The following is a 15696-nucleotide window of genomic DNA, read 5'->3' as shown; positions in this document are numbered from 1 at the left end:
TTCGCCCCGGGGGGAATCAGATGCCGAGGGAAAGCGCGCGGGCGGAAGCTCGGTCGAGCAGGCGGTGAACGTCCGCCTGGCGGGTCGTCGGGGCGTCGTTGAACATGTCCGGGGAGCTGACGACCAGTCCGGTGGCGCGGAGGACTTCCATGACCTGGTTGCGGGCTCGGCTGACGATGTAAGGCGTGCCGTAGCCGTGTGCGAGGACGGCGGCCTGGGCACCGAGGAGGCAGACGCGGCCGGCGGAGTCCCACAGCGCGCCCTGGACCCAGCCGACTTCGGCGAGGTAGCGGGAGGTGAGCCGCAGGTGGTCCGCCACGGTGACGTCGACGGGACGGGCCGGACGGTGCGCGATCCGGTCCAGGACGGTCAGCCGCGGATGAGGGAAGCCCGCGTTCCAGCGCTGGACGATCGAGCCGAGCGGGCAGACGTACGGGACGGTCAGCCGAGCGGGGGCCGGGAGCGAGGCCAAGTACGCCTCGATCTCCGCGACCAGGGCCGACCCGTCGGCCGAGAGGATCAGCGTTTCGGGCTGCAGGGTGGCGAGCATCAGGCGGCCCTCACTTGCTTCCGGTGCGGTTGACGACCTGCACGCCGTCGCGGGTGGTGTTGTCGATCAGCGGCGCGGCCGGCGAGCTGGCGAGGTAGAAGCCGAGCAGCAGCAGCGAGATCACGGCCCACCAGCGGAGGCGGTGGTGACGGACGATCAGCCAGCCGATGGCGGCGAGAACGGCGACGAGCGGGAGCGAGAGCGTCATGGCGGTCTTCTCTCAGGTCAGTTCGGCAGCGAGCGCCGAGGCGAGCGGGTCCTTGATTCCGAGCCGGGCGCGCAGGGTTGCGGCGTCGATCTGGTTGCCGGTCCGCGCGCGGTGGTCGTCGGCGAGCTTGCGGGCGTGGTCGAGCAGGAACGCCGGGACGGGCGTTGCTGTGGCCGGGCCGGGCGGGTTGGCCAGCGGCGCCGCCGGGGTCGAGGGCACGGGCGGAGCGGGCAGCGCGGGTACCAGCTCGGGTTCCTCGATCGCCGCTGGCTCAGGCTTGGTCTCCGGCACCGCGACGTACACCGGCGGAAGCTCCTCCCCGGTCTCGAACTCCACAGGAGCTTCAGCCGGGGCGTGCGCTGCGGTGTGGACCAGCAGGGTTCCGCCGAGGAACGCGGCGGCGGGCCACCCGGCGACGATGATCCGGAGCCAGGTCGGGGTGTCCCCGAGGTTCAGGAGTCCGGCTGTGCCGATGTTGGCCCCGAGCGAGGCGGCCAGCGCGATCACGAACCAGACCCAGGCGAGCCGGACGGAAACCCGGGAGCGCAGTCGACGCCACGCGGCGACGAGCAGCAGATCGACCGAGACCGGGTAGGCCCACGCCTTCCAGCCGGTCTGCCCGGCGGCTTCGGCCAGGTCGTGCAGGTGGGCGAACGAGAGCGCAGCGGCGATCACGGCTTGCAGCAGGACCGCGTCCAGCTTGGGCAGACGGCGCATGACGTCAGCTCCCCATGGACTGGTCGAGCAGCTCCGGGACGCTACCGGTGCCCAGGCAGTCCAGGCAGGTGGCTTCCTGGTCGGCGACCTTCCGGCGACGCTGGCCGCGACCGGCGACGACCGCGACGGTGGTCTGGCCGGTGCCATCGCAGGCCGGGCAGTCCTGGACGGTGGGCTTCGTGATGGCCATGGCGCTACCGGCTGCGGCGCTGGTGCTCGTCGGCGGCGCGGCGGGCGTCCCGGGCGACCTCAGCCATGTCACTGTCGTGTGGGTTGTTCGAGGCGATCCGCTCCAGCAGGTCGGCCTTGTCGGCCAGGAGCGGTCCGGCGTCCCCGCCGGCACGGACGCGGGCCAGGTAGGCACCGATCTCGGCAATGGAGGGCTTGCGGGCCATGGGAGTTCCTCTCGATCAGGGCGTGACGGGATAGGGACTTGGCGCGAAGCGGTCGCGCCGACCCAGGAGTTCGGGGCTACTCGGCGGCGGGGGCCGAGACGTAGATCGGCGGCGCGGACGGCATCGGCGGGATCTCGACCGAGGCCGTGGAGGGCGCGGCCACCTGCGGGCGGAAGGCCGCCAGGCGGTGCAGGTCGGGCGTCAGGTGTGCGAACTTGGCGCAGCGGTCGGCGACTTCGCCGAGCGAGCGGTACGGCGTGCGGATCTCGTACCAGCGGCCGGAGGTGTCGCCGGCGACGGCCACGCCGGGCATGGTCGGGCTGATCCGGGTAGCCGCGGTCATCGCCGCTTCGGAGATGTCCCCGAGGCCCATCCGCGCGCTCTCCAGGTCGTTGACGCGGTGGACGGTGCGGCCGGTGAGCTGGGAGCGGAGCATGGTCGCGCCCTTGCCGAGGTCGGCCCCGAAGCGCTGGCCGTTGATCTCCAAGAAGATGCCTGCGGCACGGGCGAGTTGGGCCAGCCGGATCAACGCGGTGACGATCTGGTTCCGGCGCGGTTCGTCCGCTTTGCTGGCCACGAGGAACAGTTCGGCGATCTCGTCCACCAGCACCACGATCGGCACCGGGCGGACCTTCTCCGGCAACCCCCATATGTCGGCGGTCATCTCCTCCGCCGGCACCGAGCCGGGCATGCCCTGGTACGCGCGGATCAGGTCGTACCGGTCGTCCATCTCGATCAACAGGGCCAGCAGCAGCCCGAGGGCTTCCTCCTGACTGATCGCCAGCGCCGAGAGGCGAGCCGCGAACGGGCGCTGCTCGATGCCGCCCTTGCAGTCGATGCCGACCAGCGCGACCGGCTGATTCGCCAGCCCGTGGATCAGGTTCCGGGTCAGCATCGACTTGCCGGACTGACTCGCGCCCAGGGTCAGCCCGTGCGGCACCTCCAGGTAGTCCCGGACGTGGGCGGTCCCGTCCGAGCGCAGGGCTACCGGAACCCGCAGCAGGTCACCGGACTTGACGCCGGTACGGCGCGGCATGCGCACCTGCCGAAGCACGTCGTACCCGACGATCTTCAGGTCCACGATCCCGGGCTTGACCTCGGAGACGTACACGGCGTGGACACCCCACGCGTGCCGCAGCCGCTGGGCGGCGTTGGCCACGTCCTCGGTCTCCTGCCCACGGGCCAGCCGCAGCCGTATCCGGAGGCCGGTCGCCGAGCCCCGGATGCCCTTGATCTTCGGGACGGCGGGCTTGCTCTCCCGGTTGGTCGCCTGTGCCGCCATCGCGCGCCAGAACGAGGGCTCGACCGTCAGGCCGCAGGACTCCATCACGGCGTCGTAGTCGCGGTGTATCCGGGCGAGGGTCAGCGGGAGGCCGACCGTGGACCAGTACGCGCGCGGGTGCTTCACCTTCGCGTAGAGCGCGGCTCCGGTCGCGGCGGCGGCCGGGACACCCAGCTCCAGGAGCGTCGTGGTCAGCGCGGACACCGGTCATCAGCCCTTCGCGCCGACGAACGCCGGCATCGTGGCGGTGACCGCGTCGGCGCGGAAGGCGATGCCGGAGCGCTTCTGGCCGTTGAACTCGTTCTCCCACGGCCGGGCGATCAGCTTGGTGAGCGCCACCAGGGTGCCGGGGATGAGACCGTCCGGGATGCCGGGCTGCGGGACGGTCAGCGACAGGATCTCGGCCTGGCCGTTGGCGACGAACGTGACGTCGAGGGTCATCAGCGGGGCACCGGTCTCGGTGTCCATCGCCATCTCGCCGGTCCGCCGGTCCTTCAGCTTCGGCCGGGGCTCCTGGGCGACCATCACCAGAGCGCCGGTGGTGTCCACGGGGATGAGACGCATCTTCCGAACTCCTTCGCTGAGCCGGGGCATGCGGCCCCGGACGCCGATCGGCCCCATGGCAGGGCCGAAGGTCATCAGCTCCTCTAGTCCTTAAGTCCTCTTGAGGAGTTGCAATGAACTATGACGGCGCATCAGCTAGTCGTCAACTCCTCTTGAGGACTTAAGATGTTCGGGAGACCACGACAGGGCGGTGACCGGCTCCATGGCCAACCAGTACGAGCGGATTTCCACCGATTTGCGGCGACAGATCGCTGACGGAGTCCTGGCACCGGGCGATCGGCTGCCAGCAGAGACCCAACTGGCGATTCACTACGACGTGAGCGTGCCCACGATCCGTCAGGGCGTCGGTGTGCTTCAGGCCGAGGGCCTGGTCGAGAAGCAGCAGGGCCGCGGGACCTTCGTCCGCCGGCAGCCGAAGCGGGCCACCCGGAGCAACGAGCGGCACCAGTGGGAGAAGGACCGGGCCCGCCAGCCGGAGGCCGTCCGTAAGAGCACCGGCGCGACCGAACATGACACCGGCCTGGCCGTGGACGATCTGGTGTTCCACGCTGACTTCCAGGAAGTCCCGGCGCCCGCCGACCTGGCCACGCTGTTCGGTGTACCCGAGGGCACCCTGCTGCTGGAGCGGACCTACCGAACCCGCTACAGCCAGGACCGGCACCCGTTCAACATCTCCCGGTCCTACCTGGTCCGTGACTTGGTCTCGCAGAACCCAGACCTACTCCGCGCTGACCTGGAGCCTTGGCCCGGGGGTACGCAGAACCAACTCTTCACACTCGGAATCGAGCTGGACCGCATCGTCGAGACCTTCCGCGCCCGTCCGCCAACGCCCGAGGAGAACGAGGAACTCGGCCTGCCGGTCGGTGTGTCGGTGGTCCTCCTCCGGAAGACTTGCATCGACACCACGGACCGCGTGGTGGAGGTCTCCGACGTGATCCTTCCGGGCGACCGCACCGAGATGGTCTACACGACCAAGCTGGACAGGTGGTGAGCATGGCCAACACCGTGAGCGTCATCACGGCAGTGCACGGGCCGGCGGCGAAGTTCCTCGCCGACGCTTACAAGTCGCTGTTGGAACAGGAGTTGCCCGCGGGCTGGGACTGGCAGTGGGTCATCCAGGAGGACGGCCAGACTGACGACGTAGCGCCCCACGTTCCGGACGACTCCCGGATCAGCTTCGGTCAGGGCCGCCATGGACGCGCCGGCATGGCCCGCACGATCAGCCTGGCCCGCGCCACAGGCGAGTTCGTCAAGGTGTTGGACGCCGACGACATGCTGACCCCCGGCGCCCTCGCCCGAGACCTCGCGGTGCTCACTAGCCGGCCGGACGTGGCGTGGACGACCTCGCGGGTGCTCGACCTTCTTCCGGACGGCAGCACGGTGGGCTTCGACCAGGACCCGCCCGAAGGCCCGATCGAGCGCGGCGAGGTTCTCCGGCACTGGAAGGCCCACAACTACCGGGCACAGGTCCACCCGGCCACCCTCTGCGCGCGGCGCGAGCTGGTGCTGGCGCTTGGTGGGTGGATGGCGCTCCCTGCATCGGAGGACACCGGACTGCTGATGGCGCTCGACGCGGTCAGCCGCGGGTGGTTCACGGCGGAGACCGGTCTGCTCTACCGGAAGTGGCCGGGACAGAGCACCAGCCAGGCAGCGCACGTGCTGGAGACCGAGTGGGAGGCCCGGATGGCAGTGATCCAGGCCCGGGCGGAGGCGCTGGCCGCGCTGAACTCTTGGCGCTTCGACGCGGCCTGATCGGACCCACGGCACGACGCGGCCCCAGCAGAGGGGATGACCCTGCTGCCGGGGCCGTTCGCATGGCTGCTGCCGGTCACTCGTCGGCTGAACTCTCCTGCTGTCGAGGGAGGGTGAGCCCCCGCGCGGTGTGCTGGTCGCCAACAAAGCCGCCGGTGACGCCAAGGTCGGCGCGTCCCACCTCATGGAAGACGTTGATCGCGCGGAAGATCTCGATGTGGAGGGCCCGCCATTCCTCCACTGGGCCATCAACCAGCCGGCGGGCGCGCCAGTCGATCGCGGCGGCTGCGGTGTTCACTGCATGGGCCGACTCGATCACCTGGTCGCCAGCGAGCATCATCAGCCGCTCGAAGGCGAGAGCCCGACGGCCCTCAGCCTCCGTAAGGTCCATCAGCAGCTCGTGCTCTGTACGTGGCATCTCGCGGATGGAGTGCGTCACCTCAAAGGCCAGCACCGCCGCGTAAACGCAGGCCCGGACACTCCCCACGTACTCGACGTAGGCATCAAGCTTCTTCTCGTCCCAGCGAACCCGGAGTGAGTCCCGGCGCTTGCCCCGCTCCATGAGCTGATTGGTCGCGTAGGTGGTGAGTCCACCCAGAACCACGGCCGCGATGGTGACGAGCTGCGTGACCGTATCCATGATCCCCCGATGTGACATGCCGTCAGCCGAACCAGCCGAGCATACGGACGGTCGGGCCAGGTCAACAGGTGGCATGGGAGGTTCAGGGGGTGGTGGGGAGGGGGTGCGTAAAACTCTTCTCTACGGGTTCAAGGGCGCTTCGCGCCAGGGCGCGGCCCATCCGCTCGCCCCCGCGCTTGTCTTCGCCCGGGCGAGGCGGCGGCCGGCCGCGCAAGGCGGACGGACGATCGTGAGTGGTTGCGGCCCAACGCGCCGTCATGGCTGGGGCGGGCGGCTCCACGGTTTTACCCACCTGCCAGGACCGGGACCCGCACCGAGCAAGAACGGGGGGCCACTCGGCCAGATTGCGGGCAGGCGAGGAGCCTGCCCGAGATCGCGGGCAAGCTTACGGCCCCCCGATCATGCTCGGACCCAGACCAGACAGGACACCGGCCAAAACCGCTACGCCGCCCTCAATGCGTTATCCGTCGACTCCCGTACTCGGCGAGACTCCTTCAGTCAAGCCACCACGCATCTCAGGAACAGTTGGGCGAGCGATTCGGTACCACTCCTCGGCAACTGCCTGCGTCAGAACCCGTGCAAGATCACCCATGAACGTCTCGCACTTTTTCAGATGTGCGTCAAACATTCCTTTCGGGATATTCTCCTTTCGGCTTCCATGTGCGATATCATTCCGCACCCGCTTAACAAAATCGATAGAAGTGTACTGATCTCTTGCAACTCGGGTCACGGGAATTCCAAGAGCGACTAGAGAACGCTTCAGGACATCAGACCCTAGGTTCATCTCCATGGACACTGCAACCTCGGCGGCGATTGAAAGAGAACCTTTGCTCAGCTCTTGGATTCGTTGAACGAAGGCAGTTTGATGACGAGCACGAGTGGTCAACCTCCCCTCGCCTTCCAGGCCCTCGCCACCTGACGATTTGCGCAAGTTATCAAACTCAACAGCGAGGGCAGCCGCCAAAAGCTCAGGCTGCAAGTCTTCCGCGGGCAGGCGCTTCGCGTTGATAGCAGCAACATAGAGAGAGAGTGCGTTCCTGGTGAACCCCTCCAGGTGGGCATATTGCATTACAAGAATAGCCCTAAGAGAAAAGACTGGCCAATCCTCAGGGTCATGCTCAAGCAATAGGCGGTTCCCGAGATGGCGAATCTCATCCAAGCGCCAAGCCATATCCTCTTCGAGCTCGGCACGCATCTCGGAAAGGTTCAATCGAGTACTCCCGAGAACCTGTCAGCAAAGTATGAGATGCGCGCGCGCAGCGAATTGCGGTCATTCTTTCCACCGCCCGTGGCGCGCAGAAAGTCTGGATCGGACTTCCCGCCCCTCACTACTTCTGCAATGCGCGCCATTTGAGTTGAATCTGACGGATCAAGCCGATCAAGGACCCTCTGAATACCCAGTACGATTCCCTCGTAATGGTAGACCGAGAACTGCCAACGCGGGTCTCCGGTCCGAGAGACCGTCCCCATTACCCTCGGGCCAATTTCCATCACGTCAGCAATTACGCGAATTACCTTGAAGGTTTTCTCAAAGACTTCTCGCTCGCGAACATAGTCAAATTGACTAGTGGAGGACGGGTCCGAAATGTCTTCCATGTAGTCAGTAAGGAAGTCGGCAATGTCATGCCTATATGTTGAGCCAGCATTCTTGAAGGCAAAAAATCTTAGGACCAACTCCTGGTCGAACTTTTCGCGCCGCGCATTCTCTGTCAGGGTCTCGGAACAGAACATGAAGTCACTGTTTCGCGATAGCTCAATAATGTACTGGTTGAATTCATTCGAAAGAAGGCGAATCGTCGCGTTCCTGACTTCCTGCTTGGAAAGCTCCTCGCCGCCAGTATTGAGCCTTTTGAACATGTAGTATCGAAGCCGAGGATCGCTCTCCTTGCGCAGGATTTCCGCGCGGATGTAGCTCCGCTTCAGCTTGATCCCAAGCGCCCGTGGCAGGTTCGCATGTGTCCTGCCATTCAGCTCAGGCACAATGTCGCAATCGGAGAGCACAAGCGGGGGGAGCTTTTCGCCGTCAACTTCCAGCTCGCCTCTAAAGTGCAGAAAAGACGAGATTCGCTGGAGCCCATCGATGAGCTCATAGACGCGATCATCTCGTTCGATCAGAAAAATAGGGGGAACGGGGAGTTCTAGAAGCAGCGACTCGATGAACCGAGCTTGAGCACCTTCGGTCCAGCGAAACATTCGCTGAAACTCGGGGTCAATAATTAGCTCTTCGGACTCATACATGTCCGCCAGCTCGTTGAAAGAGAAGTCAATACTCTGCGTTCGGACGGCTGTGATCTTTTGATCTACAGCCTGGATCAACTCGTCCGGAGAGCTGGCTGCCTCGGCCACGTTCAATCCTTTCTGAAGGAAATTACTGACTCCGCTACATCGCTCTTCTTGTATGCCCGGGCAGACGTGTTAAGCGCCGTGAGAGATCTCCGCACCGGAAATCTGTCGCAGGCTTCGAGTGACCATCCCCGAAGAGTGCCTTCCTCTATGCAGATGTCAGCCAGCGGGACTGGGACATCCTTGTAGTAGGAATCCTGCACCACCAGGTGAATCGACGCACCTGGCCTAGAGACGCGGCTGATCTCATCTAGTCCAGAGCACAAGTCCGAGAGATACTGCTGGGCCTGCTTCAGATAGTAGCCTGAAGAAGCCTTGCTCTTGTGACCTTGCACTTGCGACAAAAGCAGTTGCGCTGTTGGCCCGACACTGGAAATGGAGAAGCCGACATCCTTGCGAATTAGCGTTGTCCCCATAAGTTCGGAACGTAGGCTTCGATCCCGTGCAATGTCGATACCAAGCACGGCAAGTTCGCGAGCGTAGGCCACTGCATAGTCAATACGGGTCAAGTAGGGCGGCGATGTCAGAATCACGTCTACCGTTGAACTGGCAATAGGCATGCGCGTAGCAGAAGCCGTAATGTGAAGGCTATCTGTCGTCTGAACAGGCCAGGTTTCGATTCTACCTACCAGGAAGCGATACTCCGCCTGAATTAGATCGTCAAGATAGTCAGAATCGAGGCCGATGAGATCATCGGGCCCCTTTGCCCTCTTCACCCATGTGGGATTACTCCCCTCAAACTTCTTGGTCAGAGAGCGTACAACCCTGAATAGGGATACGATATAGGGCGGACTGAATGCCCCGTTCCCATCGCTGGCAATATCCACCCACTGTCGAATGCGAGCAGAAGTCTGATCGGTAAACCATGCGCGAAGGGGATCCCCTTCCGAGGACTCCCCAGGGCCTGCCGATGGAGCCTCTTTAATACTGTCGCTTGACATTATCCCACAGCGCAACCTAGCCACAATATTAGCAATTGGGTTGCGATCAATTCCAACCGATCGAAATCCCAGGCTTTGGGCCGCTAGGGTTGTGGTTCCGCTTCCGTTCCAAGGATCAAGGACTGTTATTGGCGTGCTAGCGTTTGCCTGATCCTTGGCGAGGAGGTCCCGAGCCCAGTCGAATGAGAAGCCGGCATAATACGGAAATATGTCTGCGAGGCCAGCTGTCTCAACGGCGGGGCGCTTGGGCGTCAGGACTTTCTGGATCTCGGGGATCTGGAAGGTGTCCTGTGTCGCACGGACACGACCACGGGCGAGATCGTCCACTCTTCTTCTTCCAGCCTCTTCGATATGCAGGAAGACATGCTATCGCACGGGACAGAGGTAGCGGCGATGATTGTACAGTGAGAAGATCGATAATGCAAGGCATTTGGGTAGGGGATTCTAGCGGTCGCCATGCCGGGATGCCGCCACGCGCGATCGAGTGAAGGCTCAAGCGCCGCAAGGGAGGGCTGCAAGCACGGGGTCGATCGACACTGGGTTGGAACCCGAGATCCTCTTGAAGGCAGCTCCCCAGCCCGCGAGGCATCACTCTTGAGCGTGATGAGGCAGACGCGGTCCCGTCTTCACCGTGCAGGCGGCCTCAGTACCTGCCGGGCTTAGCACCCGAGCCAGTGCCAGTGGCCTCGATCGCCATGGGAAGCGCTGATGCATGCTGAGTGTCTAACTGCGCTACAACCGGCACGTACCTAGGCGGACAACCACGGACACTCAGGGACTGTCCACGCAGGTCAGTGACACTCCAGCCCCAGGCCGAGTGGGTGCCCGAGTTGCTTCGGGACGAAGAGGCCGTGGGTTCAAATCCCGCTACCCCGACTTCGTAGTAGCAGGTGAGGGCCCTATCGGAGAGATCCGATAGGGCCCTTCCTCGTTTCTGTCTGCCCGACTGGGTGACTGCCACTCAGGCAATGGGGGCGAGGACATGGGCTTCGCGGGACTGTGTCTGAGCGGATCACTGCCCTGCGCAAGCCATACCGGGCTTGAGCGCTGGCCGATAGCGTTCGGCCGTGACCGTCTATCCGCTGTGGCATGTGGGCCACCAGAATGAGGCTGGCCCTCGCGGAGCCACTGTGCACGCGGACGGAAGTCTTCACATCGACGAGCAGGACGGGGATGACGTGAAGCTCCTCGGTATCTACTCGACTCGGGAGAAGGCCGAGGAGCGTCGGCGTCGCGCGGCCCTGCTGCCGGGCTTCGGGGATGAGCCCGACTGCTTCGTGATCGTGCCGTACCGGCTGGACGATGACGCGTGGACCGAGGGCTTCGAGCGGGTCCCGCAGGGCGAGTGAGGTCCCGTCATGTTCGTCGGCGTCACGGACGGAGAGCTGTTACTCGTTGACGAGGACGGGGATGGTGAGGACGGCGCCGGTGGGGGTGCCGGTGAGGTGGTCGGCGGGGATGGTGATGTCGATGCCTTCGCCGGTGGCGCGGGGGCCGGTGTGTTGGCCGGTGGCGGCTTCTTCTTCCTGGTACTGGAAGGTGCCGGTGCCGAGGAGGTGGCCGGTGGCGTCGTAGTAGGCGGCGTGGACTTCGAGGGCGAGCACGTCGCTGACGTCGGACGTGATGGTCAGGTGGCCGGTGACGGCGGGGGCGCCGGTGAGGCTGAGGCCGGTGAGCTTGACGCGGTCGGTGAACGGGCCGTTGTCGAGGCGGACTTCACCGGCCGCGACCGGCGTGGCCAGCGCGACGGCGGGCGCCGGGGCCTGACGCGGGGCGGGAAGCGCGACCGGGCTGACCGAGGGGGTGGCCGGTTCGGGCGTGTCCTCGGTGCCGCTGCAGCCGGTGAGCAGGGCGGCGGCGAGCGCGAGGGTGCCGAGGGCGGCGGCGATGCGGGTGCGGGAGGTCATGGGGGTGCGCCTTCTGCCGGGCGGTGAGCGGGAAAGGGGAAAGAGAAAGAGAGGAAGCGGGGCCGGGCCCGGGGCGTGGCACCCCCGGGCCCGGCGGACGGCGGAGGGTCAGTCCCGGCCGTGCGGCTTCTTGCCGAACAGGGCGCTGTACATCTTCCCGTACAGCTCGGTGTTGTCCTGGCTGGCGGCGAAGCGCTGGCCGCCGGGGCCGTAGGCGAAGATCGGGACGTCGGCGCCGGTGTGGTTGCCGGACAGGTAGGTCAGCCAGAGGCTGGCCTCGGGGCTGCCGTCGGTGATGCCGGCCGCGTCGTCCGGGGTGCGGAAGGTCGCGGGGGCGAAGTTCTTCGGGTCCTTGGAGCCGGCGCCGTTGACGATGCCGCTGGAGCGGGACGGGTCCTTGACGTTGGCCGAGGAGGAGCGCGCCGGCGAGCTGTTGTTCGCGGTGTTGCCGGCGTCGCTGTTGGCCGGCGGGGCGGCGGCCTCGGCGTTGGTGAAGGAGCCCTTCTCGATGATGTTGAAGCCGGCGCACTCGTGGTCGGCGGTGACGATCACCAGGGTGTGGCCGTCCTTCTTGGCGAAGTCGACGGCCTTGGCGACGGCGTCGTCGAACGCCTTGATCTCGCCCAGGGTCTGGTTGGCGTCATTGGCGTGCGAGCGCTTGTCGATCTGCGCGCCCTCGACCTGCAGGAAGAAGCCCTTCTTGTTCTTCTTCGCGAGCAGGTCGATCGCCTTGCCGGTCATGTCGGAGAGGGTCGGCTCGGCCTTCTCGGCGGCACCGGCGGGCAGCGCGGACTTCGCGGCCTCGACGGTCAGGTTGCCGCGGTTGAACAGGCCGACGACCTTCTTGCCGCTGGCGGCGTCCAGGTCGGCCTTGGTGGCGACCTTCTGGCTGGCGGCGGTCTGCGCGGTCAGCGCCGGGTCGCCGAAGCTGCCGAGCACCTGGTAGCCCTGGGCCTGCAGCGCCTTCTGGTCATCCGGCTCGAAGCGGGCCAGGCCGCCGCCGAGGATCACGTCGGCCGTGCCGTTGCGGGCGATCTGCTCGGCGATCGGGGTGATCAGGGTGGCGTCGGCCGGCTTGGCCTCGTAGCTGCCGTCGGCGTTCTTCGGCAGGCAGGCGGCGTCCGAGTAGGTCGGGCCCTGGCAGCCGCGGAGCAGCGCGTGGCTGAACATGCCGGCCGGGGTGGCGTCGGTGATCTCGGCGGTGGAGACGTTGCCCGTGGAGAGGCCGGCCGCCTTGGCCTGCTCCATGAGGGTGACGACCTTCTTCTCGTACGCGTCGACGCCGAGCGCCGCGTTGTACGTCTTCACGCCGGAGGACCAGGCGGTGGAGGAGCTCGCCGAGTCGGTCACCAGGGACGGCTTGTCGCTGCCCTTCTCGACCGCGTAGGTGGAGACCTGGCCGACGAACGGCAGGCGCTCCATGGTGAGCTTGCCGGCGGCGCCGTAGTACCGCTCGCGGCCGGCGGTGACGTGGGTGCGGCCCATGCCGTCGCCGAGCAGGTAGATGACGTTGCGGATCTCGGCGTTGTCGCGCTCGCCGTGCTCCTGGTCGGAGTAGGCGGCGACCGCGGAGCCGCCGATCAGCGAGCTCGCGACGGCGAGCACTGCCGCGGCCTTCAGGGCCTTGCGCTGCATAGGAACGTCTCCTCGACGCGTCGGCGCACCGGCTCGGGTGCGCCGCGTACGCACCCGGGGACCGTAAGCACCGGGCAATGAGAAGGTAAAGCGATGAGATGAATGCTTTTCGGCCACGGGGTTGCGTACGTTCGAACGCTGGCATCCAGCCGCAGGGCCCCACCGGTGTCGACCGGTGGGGCCCTGGAGTGGAACGGGTCTGACGACGGCTCAGGTCACGAAGGCGAGCTCGTGGGGGGTGCCGTTGAGGCGGAGGCCGCCGGTCTCGGTGACGGTGACGATGTCCTCGATGCGGATGCCGAAGCGGCCCGGGAGGTAGATGCCGGGTTCGATGGAGAAGCACATGCCGGGGACCAGGGGCTGGGTCTCGCCCTCGACCATGTACGGGGGTTCGTGGGTGGTGAGGCCGATGCCGTGTCCGGTGCGGTGGATGAAGTACTCGCCGTAGCCGCCCTCGGTGATGACGTCGCGCGCGACCCGGTCGATGTCCTGGCAGGTGAGGCCGGGGGCGACGGCGTCGAAGGCGGCCTGCTGGGCGCGGCGGACGAGGTCGTGGACGGCGAGGACCTCCGCGGGCGGCTCGGTGCCGACGTAGACGGTACGGGTGGTGTCGGAGCCGTAGCCGTGCTTGAGGCCGCCGAAGTCGAGGACGACGGTGTCGCCGGGCTGGATGACCCGGTCGCCGGCCTCGTGGTGGGGGTTGGCGCCGTTGGGGCCGGAGCCGACGACGGTGAAGTCGACCTGGCTGTGCCCGTGCTTGAGCAGGAGCGCGGCGAGGTCGGCGGCGACCTGGTTCTCGGTGCGGCCGGCGAACGGCACGGCGAGGATCTCGCCGTAGGCGAGGTCGGCGGCGAGTCCGGCGGCGGTGAGGCGGGCGAGTTCGTCGGCGTCCTTGACGGCGCGCAGCATGGGCAGGCAGGCGGTGAGCGAGGCGTAGCTGCTGCCGGGGAGGGCGGCCTGCAGGCCGAGCAGGTGCATCGCCCAGGCGTTGTCGGAGATGCCGTAGCGGCCGGGGACGCTGAGGGCGGGGGCGAGGGCCTGGTAGGGGTCGGCGCCGTCGGTCCAGTCGGTGATCCGGACGACGGACGCCCCGGGTGCCTGCTCGGCGTCGGGGCGTTCCAGTTTCGGTACCAGGAGCAGCGGTTCGGTGTCGGCGGCGAGGACGAGCGCGGTGAGCCGTTCGGTGATCGCGGTGGGCTGGTAGCCCGTCAGGTAGACCAGGTCGGGGCCGGGGGTGACGACCAGTCCGGAGAGGCCCGCCTCGGCGGCGGCGCGGGTGGCGCGGGCCATCCGGGCGGTGTAGTCGGCGGCGGTGAACGGTGCGGGCGTGGGCTCGGCGGGGGCAGCGGAGGAGGAGGGGGCGGAGGAGGGCGAAGGCATGCGGTGGTCTCCCGGAGGGACGGTCAGCGGCCCGCGGCGGCGGCGTAGTGGAGCAGGAAGCGTGCTTCGACCTCGGCCATGTGCTGGATCTCGGTCGGGTCGACGCTCTCGTTGGGCGCGTGGATGAGGCAGCGCGGCTCCTCCACGCCCATCAGGATGATCTCGGCCTCGGGGTAGGCCCCGGCGAGGACGTTGCACAGCGGGATGGAGCCGCCCTGGCCGAGGAAGGACAGCGGTTTGCCGTAGACGTCCTGGGCGGCCCGGTCGAGGGCGGCGTAGGCGCGTCCGTCGGTGGCGGCCCGGAACGGCGCGCCCTTGGACTCGGGTTCGACGGTGACCCTGGCTCCCCAGGGGGCGGCCTTCTCCAGGTGGGCGGTGAGGGCGGCCTGGGCGGCGCCTGGGTCGGTGCCGGGCGGCACCCGGAGGCTGACCCGGGCCCGGGCGGTGCCGGGGATGGCGGCGGCGGAGCCGACCACGGGGGCGCAGTCGATGCCGAGCACGGTGACGGCGGGGCGGGCCCAGAGGCGGTCGGCGATGCTGCCGGAGCCGGTGAGCGAGACCCCGTCGAGGACGCCCGCGTCGGAGCGGAACTGCGGTTCGTCGTAGCCGACGCCCTGCCAGACGCCGTCCGCGGCGAGGCCGTCGATCCGGGTGCCGCCGTCCTCGTCGCGCAGCGAGTCGAGGATCCGGATGAGTGCGGCGAGGGCGTCGGGGGCGGGGCCGCCGAACATGCCGGAGTGCATGTCGGAGGCAAGCGTGGCGACGGTGACCACCACGTTGGCGAGGCCGCGCAGCGAGGTGGTGGCGGTGGGGACGCCGACCGCGGCGTTGCCGGTGTCGCAGATCAGCAGGGCGTCGGCGTGCAGGTCCTCGGCGTGCTGCGGGACGTACGCCTCCAGGCCGCCGGTGCCCTGCTCCTCGGAGCCCTCGGCGACCAGCTTGACGCCGACCGGGAGGTCGTCGCCGAGCGCCCGCAGCGCGGTGAGGTGCATGACGATGTTGCCCTTGCAGTCGGCGGTGCCGCGCCCGTACCAGCGGCCGTCGCGCTCGGTGAGCTGGAACGGCGGGGTGGTCCAGGCGGCGTCGTCGAGCGGCGGCTGCACGTCGTAGTGGCAGTACAGCAGGACGGTGGGCGCGCCCGGCGGCGGCGGGCGGTGGCCGAGGACGGCGTGGCTGCCGTCGGGGGTCTCGGCGAGCCGGACGTCGCGCAGTCCGGCGTCGGTGAAGGCGGCGGCCACCCACTCGGCGGCCTCCCGGCACTTCTCCGGCGGGTACTGGCGCGGGTCGGCGACCGAGGGGATGGCGACCAGTTCGGTCAGGTCGGCCTTGGCCCGGGGCATCAGGGACGCGATCCGGGCGGCGAGTTCGGTGTCGGTGGTCAT

18 protein-coding genes are annotated in these 15696 nt (G+C 67.2%); 3 read left to right on the top strand and 15 right to left on the bottom strand.

From position 1 onward, the window contains the following. Window positions 1-16: 16 nt before the first annotated feature. The 7 genes from ACWD4U_RS06815 to ACWD4U_RS06785 all read right to left on the bottom strand — a co-directional run bounded on the left by ACWD4U_RS06815 (window position 17) and on the right by ACWD4U_RS06785 (window position 3716). On the bottom strand, window positions 17-550 hold the full coding sequence (locus ACWD4U_RS06815; protein ID WP_363454484.1) for a DUF6197 family protein: 534 nt from the start codon (window positions 548-550) through the stop codon (window positions 17-19). A 10-nt stretch (window positions 551-560) separates the two neighbouring features. Then, window positions 561-758 (bottom strand): hypothetical protein, encoded by a 198-nt coding sequence (locus ACWD4U_RS06810; RefSeq protein ID WP_363454482.1) that lies wholly within the window; start codon window positions 756-758, stop codon window positions 561-563. Window positions 759-770: 12 nt separating this feature from the next. Then, window positions 771-1475 carry a DUF2637 domain-containing protein gene (locus tag ACWD4U_RS06805; RefSeq protein ID WP_363454480.1) on the bottom strand — a complete coding sequence of 235 codons (705 nt, stop codon included), beginning with the start codon at window positions 1473-1475 and terminating at the stop codon, window positions 771-773. A gap of 4 nt (window positions 1476-1479) precedes the next feature. Beyond that, window positions 1480-1665: a hypothetical protein gene (locus ACWD4U_RS06800; protein ID WP_363454478.1), complete on the bottom strand. Its 186-nt coding sequence runs from the start codon at window positions 1663-1665 to the stop codon at window positions 1480-1482. 4 nt (window positions 1666-1669) lie between these two features. Then, complete coding sequence (locus tag ACWD4U_RS06795) at window positions 1670-1870, bottom strand: hypothetical protein (RefSeq protein ID WP_363454476.1); 201 nt, start codon at window positions 1868-1870, stop codon at window positions 1670-1672. Between the two features lie 76 nt (window positions 1871-1946). Continuing rightward, window positions 1947-3356: an FtsK/SpoIIIE domain-containing protein gene (locus ACWD4U_RS06790; protein ID WP_363454474.1), complete on the bottom strand. Its 1410-nt coding sequence runs from the start codon at window positions 3354-3356 to the stop codon at window positions 1947-1949. 6 nt (window positions 3357-3362) lie between these two features. Then, entirely contained in the window at window positions 3363-3716 is a 354-nt protein-coding gene (locus tag ACWD4U_RS06785; RefSeq protein ID WP_363454472.1) for an SCO3933 family regulatory protein, read from the bottom strand. Between the two features lie 202 nt (window positions 3717-3918). Between ACWD4U_RS06785 and ACWD4U_RS06780 the strand changes: the two genes are divergently transcribed. Both ACWD4U_RS06780 and ACWD4U_RS06775 read left to right on the top strand, forming a co-directional pair. Then, window positions 3919-4707: a GntR family transcriptional regulator gene (locus tag ACWD4U_RS06780; protein WP_363454470.1), complete on the top strand. Its 789-nt coding sequence runs from the start codon at window positions 3919-3921 to the stop codon at window positions 4705-4707. 2 nt (window positions 4708-4709) lie between these two features. Beyond that, window positions 4710-5468, top strand: coding sequence for a glycosyltransferase family 2 protein (locus ACWD4U_RS06775; protein ID WP_363454468.1), 759 nt, complete (start codon window positions 4710-4712; stop codon window positions 5466-5468). Between the two features lie 76 nt (window positions 5469-5544). On the opposite strand, the gene ACWD4U_RS06770 is transcribed toward ACWD4U_RS06775, so the two are convergent. The 4 genes from ACWD4U_RS06770 to ACWD4U_RS06755 all read right to left on the bottom strand — a co-directional run bounded on the left by ACWD4U_RS06770 (window position 5545) and on the right by ACWD4U_RS06755 (window position 9719). Next, on the bottom strand, window positions 5545-6108 hold the full coding sequence (locus tag ACWD4U_RS06770) for a hypothetical protein (protein ID WP_363454466.1): 564 nt from the start codon (window positions 6106-6108) through the stop codon (window positions 5545-5547). Between the two features lie 460 nt (window positions 6109-6568). Next, a complete protein-coding gene (locus ACWD4U_RS06765) occupies window positions 6569-7303 on the bottom strand; it encodes an MAE_28990/MAE_18760 family HEPN-like nuclease (protein ID WP_363454464.1) in 735 nt (244 codons plus the stop codon). Between the two features lie 11 nt (window positions 7304-7314). Further along, on the bottom strand, window positions 7315-8454 hold the full coding sequence (locus tag ACWD4U_RS06760; protein ID WP_363454462.1) for a DUF262 domain-containing protein: 1140 nt from the start codon (window positions 8452-8454) through the stop codon (window positions 7315-7317). A gap of 2 nt (window positions 8455-8456) precedes the next feature. Next, window positions 8457-9719, bottom strand: coding sequence for a hypothetical protein (locus tag ACWD4U_RS06755; protein ID WP_363454460.1), 1263 nt, complete (start codon window positions 9717-9719; stop codon window positions 8457-8459). A 740-nt stretch (window positions 9720-10459) separates the two neighbouring features. Between ACWD4U_RS06755 and ACWD4U_RS06750 the strand changes: the two genes are divergently transcribed. After that, window positions 10460-10741: a hypothetical protein gene (locus ACWD4U_RS06750; RefSeq protein ID WP_363454458.1), complete on the top strand. Its 282-nt coding sequence runs from the start codon at window positions 10460-10462 to the stop codon at window positions 10739-10741. A 39-nt stretch (window positions 10742-10780) separates the two neighbouring features. Here ACWD4U_RS06750 and ACWD4U_RS06745 read toward each other — a convergent pair whose 3' ends face one another. From ACWD4U_RS06745 to ACWD4U_RS06730, 4 genes are all read right to left on the bottom strand, one after another. Next, entirely contained in the window at window positions 10781-11299 is a 519-nt protein-coding gene (locus ACWD4U_RS06745; protein WP_363454456.1) for a hypothetical protein, read from the bottom strand. A 108-nt stretch (window positions 11300-11407) separates the two neighbouring features. Next, on the bottom strand, window positions 11408-12934 hold the full coding sequence (locus tag ACWD4U_RS06740) for an alkaline phosphatase (protein ID WP_363454454.1): 1527 nt from the start codon (window positions 12932-12934) through the stop codon (window positions 11408-11410). A gap of 210 nt (window positions 12935-13144) precedes the next feature. Next, window positions 13145-14314: a M24 family metallopeptidase gene (locus tag ACWD4U_RS06735; RefSeq protein WP_363454452.1), complete on the bottom strand. Its 1170-nt coding sequence runs from the start codon at window positions 14312-14314 to the stop codon at window positions 13145-13147. A 23-nt stretch (window positions 14315-14337) separates the two neighbouring features. Beyond that, window positions 14338-15696 (bottom strand): dipeptidase, encoded by a 1359-nt coding sequence (locus ACWD4U_RS06730; protein WP_363454450.1) that lies wholly within the window; start codon window positions 15694-15696, stop codon window positions 14338-14340.

The organism is Kitasatospora sp. NPDC002522 (assembly GCF_053595195.1).
This window is presented reverse-complemented; position numbering and strand designations above follow the sequence as displayed.

What these genes read in the sequence shown, in the direction of transcription:
- ACWD4U_RS06815 (WP_363454484.1), bottom strand. Translation starts at nt 550, where the DNA reads ATGCTCGCCACCCTGCAGCCCGAAACGCTGATCCTCTCGGCCGACGGG.
- ACWD4U_RS06810 (WP_363454482.1), bottom strand. Translation starts at nt 758, where the DNA reads ATGACGCTCTCGCTCCCGCTCGTCGCCGTTCTCGCCGCCATCGGCTGG.
- ACWD4U_RS06805 (WP_363454480.1), bottom strand. Translation starts at nt 1,475, where the DNA reads ATGCGCCGTCTGCCCAAGCTGGACGCGGTCCTGCTGCAAGCCGTGATC.
- ACWD4U_RS06800 (WP_363454478.1), bottom strand. Translation starts at nt 1,665, where the DNA reads ATGGCCATCACGAAGCCCACCGTCCAGGACTGCCCGGCCTGCGATGGC.
- ACWD4U_RS06795 (WP_363454476.1), bottom strand. Translation starts at nt 1,870, where the DNA reads ATGGCCCGCAAGCCCTCCATTGCCGAGATCGGTGCCTACCTGGCCCGC.
- ACWD4U_RS06785 (WP_363454472.1), bottom strand. Translation starts at nt 3,716, where the DNA reads ATGCGTCTCATCCCCGTGGACACCACCGGCGCTCTGGTGATGGTCGCC.
- ACWD4U_RS06780 (WP_363454470.1), top strand. Translation starts at nt 3,919, where the DNA reads ATGGCCAACCAGTACGAGCGGATTTCCACCGATTTGCGGCGACAGATC.
- ACWD4U_RS06775 (WP_363454468.1), top strand. Translation starts at nt 4,710, where the DNA reads ATGGCCAACACCGTGAGCGTCATCACGGCAGTGCACGGGCCGGCGGCG.
- ACWD4U_RS06770 (WP_363454466.1), bottom strand. Translation starts at nt 6,108, where the DNA reads ATGGATACGGTCACGCAGCTCGTCACCATCGCGGCCGTGGTTCTGGGT.
- ACWD4U_RS06765 (WP_363454464.1), bottom strand. Translation starts at nt 7,303, where the DNA reads ATGCGTGCCGAGCTCGAAGAGGATATGGCTTGGCGCTTGGATGAGATT.
- ACWD4U_RS06745 (WP_363454456.1), bottom strand. Translation starts at nt 11,299, where the DNA reads ATGACCTCCCGCACCCGCATCGCCGCCGCCCTCGGCACCCTCGCGCTC.
- ACWD4U_RS06740 (WP_363454454.1), bottom strand. Translation starts at nt 12,934, where the DNA reads ATGCAGCGCAAGGCCCTGAAGGCCGCGGCAGTGCTCGCCGTCGCGAGC.
- ACWD4U_RS06735 (WP_363454452.1), bottom strand. Translation starts at nt 14,314, where the DNA reads ATGCCTTCGCCCTCCTCCGCCCCCTCCTCCTCCGCTGCCCCCGCCGAG.
- ACWD4U_RS06730 (WP_363454450.1), bottom strand. Translation starts at nt 15,696, where the DNA reads ATGACCACCGACACCGAACTCGCCGCCCGGATCGCGTCCCTGATGCCC.